Origin of the sequence: Roseivivax sp. THAF197b (assembly GCF_009363255.1) — a bacterium.
GTDB lineage: Bacteria > Pseudomonadota > Alphaproteobacteria > Rhodobacterales > Rhodobacteraceae > Roseivivax.
Genome location: NZ_CP045318.1, coordinates 3,574,735 through 3,595,815, shown reverse-complemented (window position 1 = coordinate 3,595,815; position 21,081 = coordinate 3,574,735). Strand labels below are relative to the sequence as shown.

Genomic DNA, 21,081 nt, shown 5'->3' with positions numbered 1-21,081 from the left:
TCTGCGGGTGTGCTTCCTGTGGCGGTAAGCACATAGTAAGCACGGCAGAGGTAAATTCGGGTGATCTCAGGTCGAATCTGATGCCCGCCGCCGCCTAAGATAGATAGAGGTAGAGATACCTAAGAGAGCTTGTTTTCCTCGGAGCCGCCTTCGCGCCCCTCACACGCGCGGCGGAGGTGGCTCCGAGGGAAACAAGCGGGTTTTCCTTGGTGAGTAAGAGCAGTCTGTCAAAACTCCTCATCGTAGCCAGACTGCAAAAATCCGATCAAAAACGCAGCGGCATGATCCGCGGCAAGTTCGCGAAAAACATCGTCGGTCTTTTTGTTGCAGAGGTCTGAAATCCCTCGCACGGCCATCACTTCCGTCATCGAATCCCGAAAGTGCTCTCGCGCCCGGCGAGCCGCTAGCGCCATCCCTCCAGTCTCCATTTCCACGACCAAGAATTCTTTGTCGTCATTCTTAACCTCTTCTCGGATAGATTTTTTATTTAGTACAAAGTCCCAAGACATGACCTTGCCCAACCGCACAATTGGCTTCACGCGGTCATAGTACTGATGAACCTCAAAATTTTCGATGTCAGGCCGCAAGTCTGCATCAGCTTTTGCTGTCCCAAGCCAGCGCTCGGAGGCCGACCAGAATCCTGAATCCCTATCGGTTTTGAACAAACCGCGTGCAGGTGCCTCTGCGTCCGTTGCAGCGTTGTTGTCCCTGATGAAGCTCTTAACAAGGTTCTGAAGGCGTTCGTTTACTGGATGCTCATCAAGGGATATTTTGCGCATTTCCTTAGAAACGCTATCACCTGATATTTTGTCGAACCCCTTCCAATTGACATTGCTCGATACAATTACATTCCCTAGCTGAGCTTCTTTCACGTCCAATGAACCACCGATTCCGCAGAAAACCACAAGCTTTGGCCTGTGTTGGGTGTGTAGAAGATGTGAAAGCTCGATTCCAGAATACCCGTTTCCAGCTCTTTGCAAACATCGCGTAAGCAAACGGAGCTCTGGTACATCGTGATTTCTTGGAAGACTCCACCGGTGCAGGTCTTTCAGGCGCTCCGCCTTTGTCTGTTCTTTGTAGACGGCTCCCACTCGCTTTAGGTGGTTTGTGAGAGCGTGGGCTTCTAAATCCTCAATCGCGGTAAAGATCAGGACATCGCAATCTTCGATGTCGTATTCCTCTTGCGCGGAAACATCGCGCTTTTTGACTGCCATTTCTGCTCTCCACCTCTTAGCGAAAAAGACTATCCCGCTCGAAATGGACCTCGTCAAGATCGGGGTCTGTTAGAAACCGAACAAACAGAATGCGGTACCTATATGCCAGGCTGTCGAACTGACCTTGCTCAATCAACCCTGACAATCTCTGGGCTTCTTGCGACCCGCCAATGCTGAAAGTACACTCGAAGCATCCGTCCTCAATGGATTGCATAACTGAAGTTATCCCCAGCTCATGGGAAAGGCTTCCTTGAAAAGATAGAACCCGGTTTGTGGCGGACGGACCGACTTGGCCGTAGTATCCTACTCGAATATCGGCGTCTCCACCCGGTCGCTTAGCGACAAAAATCGGGGATAGCCTTCTCGCGTAAGAAAAGGCTGACTTTGCCGCGTCAGTGATCATGCTCTAACTGCCCTGCCTAGTGGCTTACCACCACATTTGGTGTCAGAGTAGCATGGCTGACATATATGTGAACACATTTTTTTCATGTCGAGTCTTGTACGCTAGCGCGAAGCCTATAGAGGAGCAACTCAGTTTGAGTTTGGTTGGTTTACAGGGAATTAGAACGCTGCCAATCATCCGATAGAGAGCGCATTGGTTCGCTCGGTTGGCTCGTCTCTAGAACGTTTTCCTAGGAGACTGGATTGGGTCAGATTGGGCCACAAATCCTCACTAAGTAGCTCAAATTATACAACGTAGTCTTCGGCCATCGGGCTACCGTAAAGTTCTTCGGCACTCGTTGCGGCCTCGACAGCCTCTCTCACTTCCTCGTTAGTCAGGTCGAGCATCCGATAAGTTCCGGTCTTTTTCAGTTTCGTGATCGCCTCCATGCGTCGGAAGGTCTCCAGATTCCTGGCAGCATATTTCGTCAGCCCTTTAAGTTTCGGCAGGGCATCTGCGAGATGGTCCCCATGTGGGTCGATCAAGTCGGCGGCGATGCTGCCATCTTCCATCTGCACAAAGAAAATGAAGTCCGGGCGGACCAATCGGTTTTCCCCTGCCTCCTCATATACAACCCCCAAAGAATCCTGGCTTGCGCGCGCTGGGTTCCGGTACCAGCCGATGCTCCCTTCCTTCTGAAGCTCAGCCCGTAAAACAGCAGGTTCCCAAGACGAATTGAAAGCATCAGGAAAAAGGCCGTCCTCGTCGCAAAGCAAGTGGCCTTCAAACCGTTCAAGGTCATATTCCTTGCCGTTCGGTTCACGCGCTGTTGTCGGTTGCAGCCACATATGTGGCCGGGCGATTTCGACCGGGAGCGGGTCCGTGCTCATTTCCCGAATCTGGCGATAGGCTTCTTGCCTTTCATCAGTGAGGCCCTTGATCGCACCCTTGTGGGTTCCCAGCCATTCCCTCGCCAGTTTCTCGGCTTCTGCCTCCAAATCGTCTTTGATCTTCGGCACCAATCCGATTGCTGCGATGATCGTGTGTGCTTCGATCAGTGCTTCTTCCTCGTCCTCTTGGTCTTCCATGCCCCCAGCCAAATGCTCTGCGTAGGTCGTGGCCAGGTCAGGACTAATGGCCCGTCCGGCTCGCTTGTATGCATCTTCGATAACCGCATAGTCGGCAGCTTCAACAAAGTCATCGAACGACATTTCCCGCGTCTTCGTGTCCGCTGAAAGGGTTTTCCCTTCGACGGTTAAGACGGATGCGCGGGCTTCGGTGATCTTGGTTGCATATGTTTCCACCGAGGCGTCCAGAACGGCGTGCATCGCTTCGTGTGCCTTCTTCCCGGCATCAGGTAGAAGGTCGTCCATCGCCAGTTCATGCGCCAAAGCGGTCAGTCGTTTCACCGGTCTGGCCTGCTTCTTTGGCAAGGTCTGAGAGGGTAGCGAAGTCAGCTTTTCCCAAACCTCTTCAGGAATTGCCGGGTTCGGTTTCATTTCGCGCGGATTGATCAGGACGCGGCGACCGGGTAGTTCTTCGCCACTCTCGCCGCCCTTCATCAGTTCATCGACAACCGCTGTGACGGTCTCTTTGTTGAAATGGGGTAGGAGACAATCGACAGCGTTCAGGCGGTCATTGCCCGAAATCCGCCGCGCGAGCGGGGTACGTACCATCCGACCCAAGAGCTGCGTGATGTGCGTCCTGTCAGACGCGGCGCGAAGCGAAACCATCACTTCGGCGCGGGGGCAGTCCCAACCGGTGCTGATCGCGTTCTTGGCTATCAGGATGCGTACCCAAGCGTCCTGTTGGACCCGCTGCGGCTCTATATAGGGAACGGTGTGACGGCCAAAGGTCTCGGTTTTATGCTCCCCGAACACGTTGGCGATGCTGTCCTCGGGAAGATCGGGAAACCGCTCAAGGATGATGTCCAGCCATTTTCCAATATCTTTGGGGTTTGGTGCGTCAGGCACTTGCAGCACCAAGAGCGGCTGAACCTTACTCCCGTCGCCTTGTTCGTACGCATAACCTGCCCAGGCCTCAGTGATCTCGCGAAGCTTGTCGGCCCCACGGCGCAAAAGCACGGTTTCGAAATCCCCGACCTCGTCGGGTACGTCCATCGTGATCGTGTCCTTCAAGAGGCCCGATGCCTGAACCAGCCCGGCGTCCACCTGAACATGCGGCAACGTGGTGCGCCCCTGCATGTCCTTCAACGCCTTGTTGAAGCGGTCAACGGTGGCGGAGATACCCCAGACAATCGGAATGGCGGGCGTGCCGCCTGAGCCGTTGATGAGCTGCTTGACTATAGTCTGCCTACCGGAGGCTCCGGCAACCCCGCCATCAGCCTTCATGCCCCGGTGCGCTTCGTCCAGCACGAGGTAGAGCGTCAAGTCGGGGTTTTCGATGGTGTTGCGGATAGTATCCCAGATGGTGAACGCGCGCATGTCGGGCATGATTTTCTGCCCATCTGCTGTCTCCAGGCTGTCGTCGTCCGGGTCATGTCCGCGTGTCAGAAGGCTGCTCTTGGATAGCTTTTGCGTGTTGAGGAAGTAGATCTTCCCGGCTTCCAGGGTTTCCCGGTTGAAGGTGTTCTCGACCGTCACAAGATCGGAAATGGTCAACTTGTCGGAGGCCTCCTGCAAGCGCCATTTTGATTGCGTGTTTAGCGAAGGGTCATCGCTGAACCAGATCACGACCGCGCCGGGGTCTGGCTCGAATTCCAATTCATCATTGCCGAACAGCAGCGCTTCGAACACAGCGGCGGCCATGACCGTCTTACCGGAGCCGGTGGTGGCGGCGAGGGAGAAGGCGGTTTTCATGTCGTGATCTTGCCAGAACACCCGCGCCTTTTTCATGTTGTCCAACACGTCGGCCACGGCTTGGGCCTGATAGTCGATAAGCGTAAACTTCATGTCTCAGCGCCCCATCGCGAAGCGGAAATTGGTTAGGTAGGATTCGTACAGGCGCACAGGCTCAACCCCAGCGGGCAATTCCCGTGTGACGGCCTGAAATCGCCGCTCGTCATCGGTAACGACATAGGCGATGCGGATGCCGCCTTTGACGGCGATCTCGGTGCAGAAGGAGGCGGCGCGGTCGAGATTGGTCAGAAGGCCGTAGGTATCGGCCACTTCCCAGCCTTCCGTTGGTTCCTTATCAATCCGCCGCCCTTCGCTACCCGCCCGCATCCACAGAAGCGGGGCGATCCGAGCGAAGGCGCGGTTGTGGCTGACGGCCACCGGAGTTTCATAGGTGAGGGTGAAAAACTCAGCGTTTTCCTCAAAGCCTTCGGCCATTGGGAACTCGTCGGTGAATTTGTAGTCCCCTTGGATAAACTCACCGTCTGGCGTCTTGCCAGTGATCGCGGCCTTGATCCGGGGTTTGGTAATGTAGTCGCAGATTCCCCATTGTTCCCAATCAGGATCGCCGGGGCGAAGGCCATCTTTTCGGAGCTTGGCTTGCTCTTCCGCTGCTACTTCGTTGTTGGTGACTGAAATGCACTGCCGGTTGCCTCCGTCCTGACGGTTGAGGCGCATAACAGCATGGGCTGTTGTTCCCGAGCCTGAGAAAAAATCCAGGATAGTTGCGTCAGGTTTGCGTGACACAAAAAAGCGAATTGCGTCTTCCACCGCATATAGCGATTTCGGAAATGGGAATTTTCGGGTTGGCACGAAACGGCTGAGAAGCGCCGTACCGTGGGCGCTCGCGTCATGCGCACCCACCGTCCACATGGTCTTGGCCTTTCGAGCTGCACGTTCTCCTGCCTCAGTGATGATCCGGCCATCATCACTCCTTCCGACCACCTTCAACTCTCCACTTTCGACCCGCCTAATGTCGCCAGATTTCAGATAGATAACAGATGCGGAGCCAGTCTTTGGGTCAGCATCCTTTAGCGCGGCTGTGCCGTCATCAAGTTGCTTGCGAAGTCTTTCCGGTGAAATTTGCCATCGGCTGTCTTCACCACTCGGATCAAGGGGCCAGACAGCAAATGTACCTTCAGGAGCTTGATACGATTGCCTTTCGGTTTCTAGCGGGAGTGGTTCTCCTACCGACACAAGTTTTCCATCAGTGAGTGAGATATGTAGAGGATAGAATCCGTTAGGCCTGGTTTCCCTACGCCAGTCGGTGCTGCCGCGCTCGACCTTTCCGGTGCTAACGAGGCCGGGGTAGATATAGTCGCGAAACTCCGCGACCACGATCAGATCGGCCACCGCAACCTCCTGCGTCTCCGGCTCCACTCCGCCGATCAGCTCAACCTGGGCCACGCGCTCGGCCCCTTTGCCAGACAGGCTGCGCACCTTCCAGAGCCGCAGATCTCCCTTCTTCGTCTCGCCACGCGGCGGTAGGATACGGACCTTGTCGCCCTTACGGATCGGTCGCCCTGGCAGCTCCACGCTCTCAGGCCGATGTCGTTCGAAGTTGAGGCCAAAGGCCCGCCTGTTCGTGTAGGCCTTGAACTCCCGCTCCAGCTCTCTCCCTAGATCGGCATCTTTCGCCTTGGCCTGCGCGATCAAGTCCGTAAGTCGTGACACATTCTGCCCCTTTGTCCGCATCGTTTCGCTACTGCCGCAGCGTGACGCTCGCCTGCCCCAGCGTTGAAGCTGTTTGATCAGATTGCTTTATTCTTGGGGCCGTAGGCTGCTCGCCATTGCCGCGCAGACTGGCAGATTGGTGATAATGAGGCCAGTTGAAAGTGGTCTGTCCGAGACATGCATCCCGGACAGACCTTCAGCGTCTCCCTGCTGAAATGGGTAAGTGATAGTTTCCTGAGATAGTCCTGGGTCTTGGCATTCATATCCTGCATGTATCAATGCATATTTACATTGTGTAGGACATTACTATTTCCTGAGATTTTCTTTTCATTCACTTTCATATAAGGAATGATAAGATGTTAATTTTTCCGAGATTGATCCTTTGATTTTCTGTCGTTGTTGGGTTTTTTGAGGTTCGCCGGGAGCTCCTCTTAAATAATCCAGTAAGCCTCTCGACTCCCAGCATAGGAACATTCATTCACTGGATATCGCACAAGCATCATGCCTATGCAGATTTCTTGACATACAGAAATGTTAATAATTCAAAAAAGTCCTTCTGCATCGATTCCGTTTTTCCCCTGGCAGGATTTTGGGGGAGCATTTTTTACTTCGTTACCTTGCTTCCATACTCGGACTCTCGTTTCCCACTGTGTGGGCAATACAAGCCGCCGCGCTAAGCATCTCGTTTGCCCAAACCGGGTAGAGCGAGATGTCTGTTTCTCGAAATTGCATCCGTTTCTTTAGCGCGTTTCGGCATATTACTGGTTGTCCTGGTCCATGCAGCGGAGCCAGTATTTCTTGAGTGTTTCTCGGCTGTTTCTTTATGAGTTTTCTTGTTCGAACGAGCAAACCCACACCAAGGATGACATTCTCAGGGCACAACGTCGTCACCTCTTAATTCTCTGCATTCGTCTTCGAGGCAGCTTTCCCACTCTTCTAGGCTAGCTTTTTTGAACGCGAAGTGCTGTGTAGATTTTACGAGGTCGCGCGCATATAGGGTAAAAGGCAATCTGGCCTCTTCCGCTAGCCTTGCCATGAACTCCTTTGAGACATGGATCGGCCTGCGGGGATTTCTTGGCGAGGGAAAGCACCAATCATATTCGTTTGAAAGGTCAATTAGGTTCCGAGTTGATCTCGGAATCGCAGGCCAGTTCGATGGGTGCCATCTATGTATTCTTCCGCAAACGTCGATGATTTTCGCGTTGCGTGCCCTCTTAAAATCGCACGCGGTGATTATGGAAAACCGGACAAGCCTGGCGGAAACGTTATCTATTTCCTGGGTTGCCAGGTAAATTTTTGCAATTTCAGTGAAAGAAATATCGCGGCGTGTACCTCGACTGGCTTTGGGAAGCTTGGTTTTCGTGAGCGGATTTGCTTTCACTATTCCCGCGCTTGCACACCAGTACAGAAACGCCTTAGCTTTCTTGTGTGCGTGTTCGGCTTCGGTGGGGCTATGCATATTGAGCCGCTCAAAGTACTCCATGAGATCGGCTTGCGACAAATCACATAATCTTTGGCTTCCCATTATCTTGGGGAGGTGACGCATCAGGTATTTCACGGATAGATGCGCTGTGTGTGCTGAGAAGCAAATGCCTCGTCTTCCTTCCATTCCTTCGCTCATATACATTTTGATTATATCCGCTAGAGGAGCTTTCCGAGAAACACGTGCTTCACGGTCTAAGAGTGATGGAATTTTCTCCGCCCTGCGTGCGATTATTCGCGCCTCCGAAACGGTAAGCTTTCGAACGGAGCCGATTGCGTAGTAAAATTGACTCCAATCCATGGACTTAGGATTGGACCATTCGTAAGACTGGAAATAGAAGGATTTTGAACCACTTGGCCTGCACCGAACTAGGAGTGACCTGCATTCGGTATCGAAAATCCGTGTCTCCTTTGTTGGGGTGGGTAGTGAGCGTATCCACTCGTCGGTTAGGTGAAAGGATGTCGGAAGGCCCGTCATTTCGAGCCTCCCCATCCTTGCGGATTACGCGCGGATGTCTGCCTCCTGCGCATCCAACAATATCGCCAACTGTGGAATTGTGGCGGTCGTGTAGACGGATGGTCCGCAGGCGAGATACACAATGGCACCGTCGGCGCCGTTGGCTCTTCCCCCGGCGATCTGGCTGTGGCGCACCAGTGCGCCTCCGCCAGTTTTGGCGGGAATAAGGATGAAGCTGTCATTGTAGTCTTCCATGACGAGACCCTTTCTGTTGGTTGGCGTCATGGTGAAGGCCAGGTGACCTTCACCTTATATAACAAACCAGACCTACAGGGGGTGTCAACATTTCATTTCATTAAGTTATTGATTATATTGGTATATTGTCAGATTTATTCCAAGGTTGAGCGACGACTTTGGGTGCGCTGAGCTACCCATTCGTCAAGATCACTCGAACGGTAGTATATCCGCCCGCCGTGCCTGACGTACTTCGGGCCGATCACCGAAATACTCCGAAGCTTGGCGAGATACCTGGGACTGTAGCGAAAGCCATAGGTCGAGCTGATATATTTGACGGCTTCGTATGGCCTAAGATGGAGGTCCATGCTAAGTCATTCCCTTTGCTTGTTGGAATGCCACGCTCCTCGTGACCCTGATTTATACATTTTTGGAGCCAATTTCTCGTCCGGTTCTGGGAACTTTTTTCGATTTTCGACGTAAGGCATTGAAAAAGAGAAATATTATATTTAATCGTCGCCTTTCCCAAACGGCAAGCTGACGGACATGTCATTCAACGCTCGCCGCAAAGGGTCTTCGGTCAAGTGTGCGTACCTGGCTGTTGTTTCCGCAGATTTGTGGCCCAAGAGCTTACCGATGACTTGAAGGCTTAAACCCTGTGCGGCGCCAATTGACGCGAACGTGCGCCGTAGATCGTGGATGCGGACATCTGCGATCCCGGCGTGTTCCGAAATTCGTTTCCAAGGACGTTTTAGGTCGGCTCGCGGCTTGCATGGGTTGTCACCCGCGACAACATAGACTCCCGCGCGGGGAAGGCGCTCCAAGACCTGAATTGCGGCATTCGACAGGTAGACTGTCTTACGTCCGGTCTTGCTGTCGGGAAGGTTCAGTAAGCCGCGCTCCAAATCCACCTCGTTCCAGCGAAGATGCAGGATTTCGCGAAGGCGGCACCCAGTGAGCAAGAGCAGACGGATTGCACCGGTCACATGAGGCGACATAATTTCGCGCATGTGTTCTTCATTCGGTCGGTGTTTGGCCTTGGCTTCGGTTCTTAGCGTCCAAGGCAAGCCGGTGGTCTCGGCCTCTTCAAGTGTCTTGGCCAAGTTATCCAACTCGATCTGACGCAAGAACCGTTCCTTTGACCCATCTTTAAAGACCTTCACTCCTGCGCATGGGTTGGTTTCTACCAAACCGTGGTTCAACGCGTAGGTAAACATGCCGCCTAGCAGCCGAACGGTTCGCGTCGCAGTGCCCTTGCCGCCTTTAATGATCGAACGGCCCTTTACGGTGCGTGTGTCCCGAGCCGTCTTGCCTACTGCAACGTCCCGCAAAAGCTGTTCAACGTCGCGTCGGGTAAGGGAGTTGATTTTCTTCTTCCCGATCAGCGGTCGAATGTGTCCGTTAATCCGCCCAAGGTCCGTCTTGATAGTGCTGGGCTTCTTGGTCGTCATTCCGTGCTTGATGTAGTCGTCGCAGAGCTGGCCCACGGTCATTTCTCCCCGTGCCTGTCGTTTTTCCCCAACCAGATCGTTTCCGAGGTGTGCGGACGCGAGGTACGATTCTGCAGTTTTGCGGGCCTCGTCGGTGGTGACGGTGCCAAAGACCCCGAGGGACTTGCGGCGAGTTGGGGCGTCCCTGCCTCCAGCACGATACTGCACTACGAAGACCTTTCGGCCTGTTGGCCAGACCCGGACGCCAAAGCCCGCCAGTTTGCCGCACCAGACAAAGTACTCTTTTTCACGTGGTTCGAGCTTGTCCACTACCGTCTTGGTCAGTCGATCTGGGGTCATTTCGCTACAGGAAGCACATAGGAAGCACGGGGCCGGTAAAGAGAGGAAAACGGGGGTGTGCCCACAACAATGATCATTTCCTATTAAAACACTATTTTTATTGAAAAATCAAACCGGAAAGGTATGCATGGGTCACAAGCCGAGTGCTCAGGAAAAATATTTCCCTAGCCTTCGGAAGGCAGGGGTCGTAGGTTCGAATCCTGCCACTCCGACCAATAATCACCTACTCAGCTCTCCCTTCTCCTGATGGAATGTGGCGCGAACTGGGTCCGACATGGGCTGCGTCGTCTTGATGCGATCGAATCGCGTCGAAGCGAGGCGTCACTCATTTGGACATCGCTGCGTTTCCCATGTCTTGGGCTCAAGCACAGAGGTCAGGGATTTGAGGCGTTCCCGAATATCAAAGCGACAGACAACCCGCGAGACCGGCGGGCAGAACCAGTCGCGCACCGGCCTCGTATAACGACGCCACATAGCCCGGCTGGCTCGACACAAGCGTGATCGCATGGGTGAAACGGTCCGAAATCGCGACGTGATCTGGCAGCGACGACAGGAACGTATCGGACGGAAACAGAACGAGGGCCGCGGGCGCCGCATCCGACAGCGCCATGGTGACGGCCAGCACGCCGAGCCAGCCGACAAGAAGGGACGCGAGCCCTGAGCCGACCCTAATAATCATGGATATGCTCCAGTCGTGTGTTGTCTGTTGCAAGGCTCTGCAAGGTCACGGACAGGTCGCTGACTTTCAGAAGAACCAGGTGCCGGTAATCGCCGAACCCCTGGCGCGGCACAGAGATCAGGGCATCGGGATATTGCGCCTCATCCGATATCACGGTGAGCATGATATCATCATTTCCCGCGATCTCGAGGATCTGAATCCTCTCCTCTGCAAGCCCCTGCAACATCTCCGTCAGGGCGCGATAGCGGATCGTTTCGACCTCGATGCCTGGACCGTTCGGCCCGATCACCTCCAGCCCGTCGCCCGGCGCGGGCGCCCGGTCCACGATCATGCGCAGGCGCAGCGCGTCATTGCCCGTCGAGGCGACAGCTGCCGCGATGGCCTCCGCGTAAAGGGCCTTGCCCCGGTATTCGAGACCGAGTGCCATGCGCCGCTCCCGATCGCGCAGCGCCCCTGTGGCCTCCGCCGCGAGGGCGTCCGCTGCCTCGGTGAAGTCCCAGCGATACCAGGGCACCTGCCGCAGGAAGACGGCGTAATCGCGGGCTTGACGGGCCGATAGCTGATCAAGCGGCGCAGGCTCCGGTCCGCGAAGCCATGTTGCGGCCCGGCCCAGCGTTTCTTCATAGGCGGCCTTCGCCAGAAGCTCCGCGGTGAAGCTGACGCCGACCACGTAGACCATGGTTTTCGTATCGCCCGGGAAACCGCCATGCGCGCCGGACGCGGCCGACAGATCGCACAGCGTGGTCCAGAAACCCGCGATGCCGCGCAGGAAGCCGTATTCGTGCGGATCGCCCTCGCGCAGAATTTCGGCGTAATCCTCATAGGCATGCACGATGTGCCATTCGGGATAGGTCAGAAGCGTGCGGCTTTCGGGGCGATGATGCGCCTCGGGCTTGATCGGATCGTAGGGCGCCGCAGTGCCCGTGGGACGGCAAGATGTCTCTATATAGAGCACGGGCAAGACCAGCAGCAGGGCGATGCCCAGCAGGGCTGCGATCGTGGCGCCCAGTGCGCGGGCCAGCTTGACGATCACGCCCGCTCGACCCGGAAGCCGGCCCAGAGTGCGACGCCGCCCAACAGCAGATGCGGTGCATTGGCCAGAACACGGAAGAGCGTGAAGGACATGCCTTCGGACGCATTGGTGAAGATCCCGAGGTCGAGATAGCCGTATCCGGTGAAGAAGCCGAAGATGCCGTCGCCGAGGTACAGCGCGCCGAACAGGATCAGGAAGGCACGCGCGGCCCGTTGCGAGATCAGTGCTGCCGCTAGCGCCCAAAGTGCCGATGCCACATGCAGCGCGTCGTCAAAGATATCGAGCGCGAATATCCCGAAGGCCAGCCCGTCCTGATCGGTGAGGCCGGGTATGTAATTGAGTGAGGCCGCCGCCATCAGAATGGCGAAATAGCCCAGGCAGAGTTTGCGCAAACGGGTCATAGCGGCTCCAGATACTGATCCCACAGGTTGTTGCGGAACAAAAGTCGTGGGTCGAGCGCGCGTTTGGCGTCTGCGAAGGCCTGCGCGCGTGGGTAGATATCGCGGAACTGGTCTGGCCGCGCGTGGGGGCGATAGGGCAGGTAATAGCTGCCGCCGATCTCGCGCATGCCGTCGATCAGCGCTTGTGTCATGCGGGCCATGTCCGCTTCGGCGCGGGCGGTTTTCTCCTGGCTGAAGGACATCACCGCCGCGATCCGGGGCTCCGGCGCGTAGGCCAGCCAGGATTCCGGGTCGCTGTCCACAAAGCGCAGCGTCACGTTGAGGAATTGCTGATAGGAGGCTGGAATAACCGCGCGGCAGATCTCGAGGAAATCCGGGAAGCGTTCCGGCGGCACGAAATATTCATGCAGAATATCCGTGCGTGCGGGATTGCGATCATCGAGCGTGGCCACCGGCTCGTTGATCAGCGAGTTCCGGGTCACCGCACCACCGCCCACGACCGGACCAAGCTCCGTCTCGAACCACCAGCGCAGTTTCCGGGCCCATTCGCGCCCGAGCTGCGCGCGGTAGACGCGGCTTGCCACATGCGCGGTCCAGCCCGATCCGGATGCGGGCGGCAGCGCCTCCTGATCCGGGTCTGGGCGATAGGTGACAAGGAACGCCTCCTCGAAGAAATTCTCATGATCGACGTTGAGCCGCCCGTAAGCCATGTTGACGCCGCTATCGCGCGCTGCGGCCATGAAGGTGGGAGCAAAACGTGCCGCGTGCATGGCCTGAAAGCTCGGGACAAGGCGCAGGTTTTCGGCTGCGGACACTTCAAGCGCGATGATCGCACCGGTCAGCCCGTATCCGCCCATCGTCATGCGGAACAGCTCGGCCTCTTCGGTGCGGCTGCACCGCAGGCGCGTTCCGTCGGGCGTGATCATCTCGATGGCCTGCACGGTCGCGCCCATCGGGCCAAAGGGCACGGCCCAGCCATGCGCATTGACACAGAAGGTCGCGGCCAAGCCAAAATCGTTGTTCGATTGCATGACCTGCGGCGAGAAACCCTGCGGATCGAGTGCGCGGATCACGTCAGCCCAGCGTGCGCCCGCATGCGCGCGGTAGATCCCGGTCGCGCTGTCCAATTCAAGCCCGGCGTTGTCGAAGGTGATCGCGTGGCCGTCGCGCGGGATCGACTGCCCGCCCATCGAGTGCCGCGCGGCGCCGATATTGACGGGTCGCCCCGCTTCGGCCGCATCGCGCATCTCTGCGCGTATGCGGGTGACGAGGGCATCGCCCATATCCTCCGTCATCGTGATGTGGCGGTGCACGGGCGTTAGGCTGAGTTCGCTGGCGTCATTCAGGATTGTCTGCCCCGATTGGGGCGGGATACTCAGGTGCGGCGTGACTTTCGGCAGATCGGAGCGCGACAATCCGACCGCCGTGGCACCGAGGGCCGCGCCGGATCCCAAAAGCAAAGCGCGCCGCGTCAGATCTTGCATGCGATGCAAGCCCCGTCTGTGCGCCGGATACCGGACGCTTTCGCTGCGCTGATCATGCGGTTGAATTCCCCTGCCGCCTTGCAGCAGACGGTACGCTCAAAGCCCGTCGCCCCGCAATGGCGGCAATCCTGACCTTGAAGGCCGCTCTATGGGGTCAAGGTCGACCGGAGGCTCTCGACGAAACGACTTGTTTGCGTGCGTGTTTCGCTGCGCTTCAATCGAATGGCGGGCGGTGGGCCTTGATGCAGTGCAGGGATCACTTCGGGATTTCGCAGAGGTCCCAAAACTGCGACGCCTTCTCGAGGATGGTAATCATTTCCTCTGCTGTTTCGGGTTTCACGAAATAGCCAGAGACGCCGCGCTGATAGGCGTTCTCCACATCGACGTGATAGTCCGACGTCGTCACCACGAAGACTTGGGGATAGGATTTCGATCCGCTGGCGCGCAGCGTTTCCAGAAATTCGATCCCGCCCATACGCGGCATGTTGAGGTCGAGCACGATGACGAACGGCGTTTCCGGCGGGCGCGTCTCTGCCGTCCCGCGGATGATGTCGAGCGCCTCGACACCGTCACGGGCGCGCACGATCTGTCGCATGTCGGAGAGTTTCGCGAAAGCGCGTGTCACGCGCTTCACGTCAAAATCGTTGTCCTCAACCAAAAGGACGCTTTTCGCCCGGATTTTCATTGTCTACTCCGCTGCGATATTGCTTGTCGTGGCCACGAGATCGGATGGAAAGGTCACGATGAACTCGGCGCCCTGACCGGGATGCGACTGCACGGTGACCGTGCCCTTCACGCTTTCCGCGGCCTTTCGGACGATGGCGAGGCCAATGCCTGTGGCATTATCGGTCTTGTTGGGGCCGAGGGATTGGAACATCTCGAATATCTTCTCATGAAATTTCGGAGGAATGCCCGGTCCGTTATCGGCGACGGAAAAGGTGGCGCCCTCCCCGGTGATGTTGCCCGTCACCTTGATACGGAGCGGAGCGGGACCGACGCCATGTGCCACGGCATTTCCAAGCAGATTGCCGAAGATCTGGGACAGAGTCGTGGCGCTGGCGAAGAGGTCCGGGAAGATGCCCTCGATCTGCAATTGATCGGTCGATAGCCGCAGATCGTGTGCGTGGTCGAGGATGATGTCCCTGGGATTATGCGGGTCCGCCGGTGCGGCATGCCTGGGGATCTGCGCACAATCGAGAACGCCTTTGACCAAGGCCTCCATACGGTGGGACAGCTCTTTCAACTCGTGGAATTGGCGAGATATGTCCGGGTCTTTCAGCGCATCTGGGTGCCGTTCCTCAAGATCTTCCATCAGGTAATCGGTCGTGTCGCGCATGCCGCGAATGGGTGTCTTCAGATCATGAGATGCCACATAGGAAAATTGTTGCAGCGCCTCGTTCGTGTTGATCAGTTCGCGTTTTTCCCTGCGCAATTCCTCGGTGACTTGATCGGAATAGGCGATGGCCCGATGATTGCTGCGCGCCAAGGACCAGAACAGGACGAGCAGGAGCGCGTCGATTATCAGTCCGCAGATCAGGATGATGGTCGGCTGGGTCGTCAGGTTCGCGTCGCGGAATGCGAGGTTCGTGCGCATGTCGACCCTCCAGACACGTCCGTACATGTCCATTTCGACCGTGCGGGTGAAGACCGGATCGGGGTCGTAGCCGACCTCCTCCTCCAGGTGCTCATCGTAGAGCAGGGTTTCCCCGTCCGAGATGCTGACCCAGATGGGACGCTTGCCGCGGTCCAGCATGCCCTGCATCAATTTCTTCATCACGAATGGCGCGTAGACCGCGCCCGCGAAGGCCTCTCGGCGTGCGGTGATATCGCCGTCGGACAGGGCCGCATAAAAGGGCGCATAAAACAGGAATCCCGGTGTCGCTTCTGCGTCCTGCACCAGAACGATGGGCCCGGTGATGCGCGGCTCGCCGGAGTCGCGCGCCGCGAGCAGGCCCTCGAGGCGGTTGGCCTCAAAGGCCATGTCGAGCCCGACGGCCTGGGCATTTGGGCCTTCCGGCTCGATATAGGTGATCGGGAGGTTGATATCGCGGTCATGTTCCGGATGGATGCGGAACCCGGGGCGCAATTGGCGCTGCTCGGACAGGAAATCCGTTTTCTCGTCCTCGGGCAGGTGGAAGATCACGCCGATCCCGTTGATTCCGGGATATTGCTGATCGATCTGTAGTGTCTCGGCGAAGGTGCGCCATCGCGTGAGCCCGATATCACCGCCATTGGCGTTGATCGCGCCGACGCCCGCCCGCAGCCCGTCTTCGTAGCTTTTCATGCGCTCGGTGATCAGTTCGAGCACCTGATCGACCGCATTGTCGAAGACGGTGGCAGCCTGCCGATCCGCGGCGTGGCTGGCGAAATTCCAGACCAGGAACGTCAGCACAAGCGAGCCAACCAGCACCACATAGTGGATATTGCGGAGGCCCCGCAGAGGTTGTGTTGCTTTCAGCTCCGTATCCGAAAAATGGGTCATACTGTCCTGAAAGGTATCGGTGAGGTGTCGATGCATTTACCGGGCCCGGTGGCGCGATGGTGAAGCTTTGAGCCGGATCAAATAGGCACTGATTTTCGACCCCCGCCTGCGCGGAAAATCGGCGCGCTCCGCGCCGAAAATCCGCTGCGACCAAGGGGCCCGCCCGTGGATCCCGCGCCATATGCACAGGACGCTGGTGATTTTTGGTCGGACGGCGTCTCAAAAGCAGTGCGGTCATGACACGTCATGCAGATTCGTCCTCATGTTCCTGTGAAGGCGGTTGGCTTTCCCGCCAGATCAGGACGGTGCCGCAAAAGCCTTTATAAATTGCAAATGAATTGCTGAGACTTGCGTGCACCTTACATTTTTCGGACGCGGCATGACCGTGCGTCCCGCGCCGGGGTCGGATCTGGACCATCACGCGCAGCATGCATCGCACTCGCCTGTGATTGCGCTGTGTGTTCCCGTTGTTCTCCGGGCCAAATCGCGTAAGGCTAACCGGCGTCCTGCCGTCATCCGGAGCCTGATCCGTGTCCACAATCCTGCGCTGCCTTGCATTCCTGGGCCTCGTATTCGCCGCGCCGTTGGGGGCTGCCACAAGTCCCGACACCGATCTGTCCGAGCCTGCGCCCGTAAGCGGGGATGCACCTGCGCTCGCCATCGGGTTGAACGGGATCACCGACTGGACGACGCAGCATCCCTTCATCGATCTCTTCAAGACCTCGCGGGCCTGGATCGGGCATCTGCCGGGGCAATGGGGCGGGATATCGGCCGACGAGATGCGCGCGGGCGGGCATGTGGATGCCAATGGCTGGCCGCTTTCCATCCCGCCCGAGGCGGAACGGATCGAGGCGCTGATGCTGACGGGCCAGCAGGAAGAGGCCACGCATCTGCGGGGCTATTACATCCTGACCTATGAGGGGCAGGGCAACCTGTCGCTGGCAGGCAATGCCCGGCGGGTCGCGACCGAACCGGGGCGGCTGCGGTTCTTCTACACGCCAGGGCCGGGCGCGGTCGGCGTCTCCATCGACGAGATCGATCCCGACGATCCCATCCGCAATATCCGCGTCATGCGCGAGGATCACGAAGCGCTGCACGCGGCGGGCGCGATCTTCAATCCCGACTGGCTGCGCCGGATCGCGGATGTGCGCGCTGTGCGGTTCATGGACTGGATGCAGACCAACAATTCCACCCTGTCCGACTGGGAGAACCGCCCACGCGTCACCGATGCCAGCTATGCCGAATGGGGTGTGCCGCTGCCGGTGATGATCCGGCTCGCCAACGAGATCGGCGCGGATCCCTGGTTCACGCTGCCCCATCAGGCCGATGACACCTTCGTGCGCCGCTTCGCCGAGACGGTGCGCGACGGTCTCGATCCGCGACTGAAGGCCTATGTGGAATATTCCAACGAGGTCTGGAACGGCGTCTTTCAGCAAGGTCTCTGGGCGCATGAACAGGCCACCGCACTCTGGGGCGAGACCGCGGACGGGCGGCACCAATATTACGGCTACCGCGCCGCACAGGTCATGGACCTTTTCGCGGAGGTGTTCGGCGATTCGGCCGAGGACAGGCTCGTGCGGGTCTTTGCCACGCATACCGGCTGGTTCGGCCTTGAGGAACAGTCACTCAACGCGCCGCTGGCCTATCTGGGGCTCGGGCAGATGCCCGCCCTGAGCTTCGATGCCTATGCCGTCACGGGTTATTTCTTCAACGAGTTCAAGGACGAGAATGCCGAAAAGCTCCGCGCGCTTCTCGACGATGCCGAGCAGGAGGCCGAAGCTGCGGGCCGCGAGGACGGCCTGCAGCGCGTGGCCTTGCGCGAATATGTGCGCGAGAACCGGTTCGATGCGGCCTTCGCGCCGCTCGCGGCGGATATCGCGGAGACCTCGATCGCCCGGCTCACCACGGAGGTGTTTCCCTATCACGCCGAGGCGGCAGCGAAACATGGCCTCGATCTGATCATGTATGAAGGCGGCGCGCATCTGACCGCCGTGGCCTCCGACATGGACGAGGAGCGGCTGACCGATTTCCTGACGGCCTTCGGCAATTCGACCGAGATGGGCGCGCTCTATGACCGGTTGCTGTCGGGTTGGACGGCGTCGGGCGGACGGCTTTTCAACGCCTTCGTCGATGTGGCCGTGCCGTCGAAATTCGGCATCTGGGGCGCGTTGCCGCATTTGAGCGCCGAGACCCCGCGCTGGGACGCGCTTTTGCGCTACAACGACACGGCCCCGTTGCCAGATGCGCGCCCTGTCGCGGCCTTCGCCAATGGTGCGCTGGCGGCAGGCACGCAGGGCGACGACGAGATCGAAGGCTCCCCCGAGGAGGATGTGATCCTGGCCGGGCCGGGTGATGACCTGATCCGGTCCGGCGGGGGGGCGGACATGATCCATGGCGGACCGGGCGCCGACACGGTGATCCTGCCCGGTGCGCGCGAGGATTACGCCCTGTCGGAGCCTCAACCCGGACGCATCCATGCGCAGGCGGGCTGGCGCGTGATCCGGTTGACCGATGTCGAGTCCCTGGGTTTCGAGGCCACACCTGACGATATCCGCCCAATCCCCTGAACCGGCTTCATTCTTATGCCATCTTTGGCTGTCAGTGGCGCCCGGATTGGCTTAGCAACGTCGCGATCGTGGCGTGGCGCAGGTACACGCGCTCAGGGCATAAGGCGAGATGACGGATAACGCGCCCCATATCAGCGTGATCATCCCCGCGTCGAACGAGGCGGGGCATATCGGTGCGTGCCTGACGGCGCTTCTGGCGTCGGATTGGACCGCGGACCAAGCGCCCGAGATCATCGTTGTCGATAACGGCTCGACCGACGATACGGCCGGGATTGCCCGCGGGTTCGAGGGCGATTTCGCCGCGAAGGGCTGGGCTCTGCGCGTGATCACTGCGCCCCGAACGGGCAAGCCCTCCGCGCTCAATTCGGGCGATGCGGCGGCGCGGGCGCAGGCGCGGGTCTACCTCGATGCGGATGTGATCGTCTCGCCGCCCCTGCTGGCGCAGATCGCCGATGCGCTGGCCGATCCGCAGCCGCGTTTCGTGACGGGTACGCTGAATATCGTGGCGCCGGAGAATGCCGCAAGCCGGGGCTATGCCCGTGTCTGGGCGCAGGTGCCCTTCATGGCCGATTGCGTGCCCGGCTGCGGCTTGTTCGCGGTCAACGCGGCGGGCCGGATGCGCTGGGCCGCGTTTCCGGCGCTCATTTCCGACGATACCTTCGTGCGTCTGCATTTTAAGCCGCATGAACGACACGCCGTGCCTGCACGATACGAATGGCCTGTGGTGACCGGCTTCGGCAACCTGGTGCGCGTGCGTGCAAGGCAGGATCGCGGGGTGGCCGAGATCGCGAGGGCGCATCCCGAGCTTCTAGGCAACGACGATCACCGTCCTTTTCCGCTGTCGCGCAAGCTGGCCATCGCAGCGCGTGATCCCTTGGGCTTCGCGGTCTATTCCGGAGTGGCGCTCGCGGCCCGTCTCAGGCCTGCCAAAGACGGCTGGAGCCGGGGCCGATGAGCGTCTTCAGCCTACAGCGCTTTCGCGGGGCCTCTCTGGGCGCGCGCGCCGTGCGCTCTTCGGTGTGGACGACGGGCTCCTTCGCGGCGAGCCAGCTGATCCGTCTCGGCTCCAACCTGATCCTGACGCGGCTTTTGTTCCCGGAGGCGTTCGGCCTGATGGCGCTTGTCGCGGTGATCATCCAGGGCCTGACGAACTTCTCAGATACCGGGGTGATGCAGGCGATCATGGGCCACAAGCGGGGCGAGGATCCGCGCTTTCTGAACACCGCCTTCACGATCCAGGCGGTGCGCGGTGTGATCCTGTGGCTCTTTGCCTGCCTGCTCGCATGGCCTCTGTCGGTGTTCTACAACGCGCCGCAGCTCCTCCAGATCCTGCCCGCCGCGGCCCTCAGCCTCGTTGTGCTGGGCGTCAACCCGATGCGGGTCGCGACCGCCCACAGGCACCTTCTGCTGGGCCGGGTGTCGATGCTGGATATTCTGTCGCAAACCCTCGGTGTGATCCTCGCCATCGGTCTTGCCTGGTGGATGGAATCGGTCTGGGCGCTGGTGATTTCCGGGGTTCTGGCCTCCATCATCAACGTGGCCTTCAACTGGGTGTTCCTCCCCGGCCATCCCGACCGGCTGACCTGGGACCGCGAGGCTGCGAGCGAGCTGACCTCCTTCGGAAAATGGATCTTCCTGTCGACCATTGCGGGCTTCTTCGTCAGCCAGGGGGACCGCATCCTGATCGGTCGCTTCCTGAGCCTCGGTGCATTCGGCGTCTACAATATCGGCTATTTCCTCGCCTCCTTCCCGAACATGCTGGGCCGGATGGTGGCGGGCAAGGTGCTGATCCCGATCTACCGCGAGGCCCCTCCGGGCGAGAGCCGCGCGAACTTCCTGAAACTGCGCCGTATGCGCATGGTCGTGACCGCGGCCCTTCTCGTTATCATCGCGGTTCTGGGGCTCGCCGGCCTGTGGCTGGTCGAGATCCTCTATGACGACCGCTACCGCGATGCGGGGCCGGTAATCGTGCTGCTGGCCGTGATGTGGATCCCGCAGATCATCGCCCTGACGTATGATCAGGCAGCACTTGCGGCGGGCGACAGCCGCAATTTCTTCGTGCTGGCGCTGTTTCGCGCGACAGCCCTTCTGGCATGCGTCTATGTCGGGCTCGAGATGGCGGGGCTTCTCGGCGCGATTGTCGGGCAGGGGTTGGCCGGGCTTCTGTCCTATCCGGTCGTGGTGTGGCTGTCGCGGAAGTCGGGCGCCTGGGACCCGCTGCATGATGCGCTGTTCGCCGGGCTGGGCGTTGCCGTGGCAGCACTGCTCTTCACCGTGCACAGGTCCGACATCATTGCGCTCGCATCAGGGGCGCTGTGACATCAGGGCACTGAAAAAGGGCATTCGG

General features: G+C 58.6%; 15 protein-coding genes. 3 read left to right on the top strand and 12 right to left on the bottom strand.

Going from position 1 to position 21,081, the window contains the following annotated elements; genetic code table 11:
• Positions 1-227: 227 nt before the first annotated feature.
• The 12 genes from FIV09_RS17210 to FIV09_RS17155 form a co-directional block, all read right to left on the bottom strand.
• Positions 228-1,214 (bottom strand): hypothetical protein, encoded by a 987-nt coding sequence (locus FIV09_RS17210; protein WP_152451912.1) that lies wholly within the window; start codon positions 1,212-1,214, stop codon positions 228-230.
• 687 nt (positions 1,215-1,901) lie between these two features.
• Positions 1,902-4,508: a DEAD/DEAH box helicase gene (locus FIV09_RS17205; protein WP_152451910.1), complete on the bottom strand. Its 2,607-nt coding sequence runs from the start codon at positions 4,506-4,508 to the stop codon at positions 1,902-1,904.
• A 3-nt stretch (positions 4,509-4,511) separates the two neighbouring features.
• Positions 4,512-6,125, bottom strand: a complete 1,614-nt coding sequence (locus tag FIV09_RS17200; protein ID WP_152451908.1) for a DNA methyltransferase — start codon at positions 6,123-6,125, stop codon at positions 4,512-4,514.
• 871 nt (positions 6,126-6,996) lie between these two features.
• A complete protein-coding gene (locus FIV09_RS20650; RefSeq protein ID WP_254702441.1) occupies positions 6,997-7,683 on the bottom strand; it encodes a hypothetical protein in 687 nt (228 codons plus the stop codon).
• A 426-nt stretch (positions 7,684-8,109) separates the two neighbouring features.
• Positions 8,110-8,319 carry a hypothetical protein gene (locus tag FIV09_RS17190; RefSeq protein WP_152451904.1) on the bottom strand — a complete coding sequence of 70 codons (210 nt, stop codon included), beginning with the start codon at positions 8,317-8,319 and terminating at the stop codon, positions 8,110-8,112.
• 488 nt (positions 8,320-8,807) lie between these two features.
• The gene (locus FIV09_RS17185; protein WP_172975761.1) at positions 8,808-10,058 is read right to left on the bottom strand and encodes a site-specific integrase; all 1,251 of its coding nucleotides are present in this window, start codon (positions 10,056-10,058) and stop codon (positions 8,808-8,810) included.
• A gap of 430 nt (positions 10,059-10,488) precedes the next feature.
• The gene (locus FIV09_RS17180; RefSeq protein WP_254702266.1) at positions 10,489-10,767 is read right to left on the bottom strand and encodes a hypothetical protein; all 279 of its coding nucleotides are present in this window, start codon (positions 10,765-10,767) and stop codon (positions 10,489-10,491) included.
• On the bottom strand, positions 10,757-11,800 hold the full coding sequence (locus FIV09_RS17175) for a hypothetical protein (protein WP_254702440.1): 1,044 nt from the start codon (positions 11,798-11,800) through the stop codon (positions 10,757-10,759). Before FIV09_RS17175 ends, FIV09_RS17180 begins: the two co-directional genes overlap by 11 nt.
• Entirely contained in the window at positions 11,797-12,201 is a 405-nt protein-coding gene (locus FIV09_RS17170; RefSeq protein ID WP_152451900.1) for a DUF4383 domain-containing protein, read from the bottom strand. Before FIV09_RS17170 ends, FIV09_RS17175 begins: the two co-directional genes overlap by 4 nt.
• Complete coding sequence (locus tag FIV09_RS17165; protein WP_152451898.1) at positions 12,198-13,685, bottom strand: FAD-binding protein; 1,488 nt, start codon at positions 13,683-13,685, stop codon at positions 12,198-12,200. The genes FIV09_RS17170 and FIV09_RS17165 overlap by 4 nt, the downstream gene beginning before the upstream one ends.
• A gap of 256 nt (positions 13,686-13,941) precedes the next feature.
• Positions 13,942-14,370, bottom strand: a complete 429-nt coding sequence (locus tag FIV09_RS17160) for a response regulator (RefSeq protein ID WP_152451896.1) — start codon at positions 14,368-14,370, stop codon at positions 13,942-13,944.
• A gap of 3 nt (positions 14,371-14,373) precedes the next feature.
• Positions 14,374-16,167, bottom strand: a complete 1,794-nt coding sequence (locus FIV09_RS17155; RefSeq protein ID WP_172975760.1) for a CHASE domain-containing protein — start codon at positions 16,165-16,167, stop codon at positions 14,374-14,376.
• A gap of 530 nt (positions 16,168-16,697) precedes the next feature.
• Here FIV09_RS17155 and FIV09_RS17150 point away from each other — a divergent pair.
• The 3 genes from FIV09_RS17150 (at position 16,698) to FIV09_RS17140 (ending at position 21,053) form a co-directional block, all read left to right on the top strand.
• Positions 16,698-18,734, top strand: a complete 2,037-nt coding sequence (locus tag FIV09_RS17150) for a hypothetical protein (RefSeq protein ID WP_152451892.1) — start codon at positions 16,698-16,700, stop codon at positions 18,732-18,734.
• A 109-nt stretch (positions 18,735-18,843) separates the two neighbouring features.
• Positions 18,844-19,689, top strand: a complete 846-nt coding sequence (locus FIV09_RS17145) for a glycosyltransferase (RefSeq protein ID WP_152451890.1) — start codon at positions 18,844-18,846, stop codon at positions 19,687-19,689.
• Positions 19,686-21,053 carry an oligosaccharide flippase family protein gene (locus tag FIV09_RS17140; RefSeq protein WP_152451888.1) on the top strand — a complete coding sequence of 456 codons (1,368 nt, stop codon included), beginning with the start codon at positions 19,686-19,688 and terminating at the stop codon, positions 21,051-21,053. Before FIV09_RS17145 ends, FIV09_RS17140 begins: the two co-directional genes overlap by 4 nt.
• The last annotated feature ends 28 nt before the right edge of the window (positions 21,054-21,081 follow it).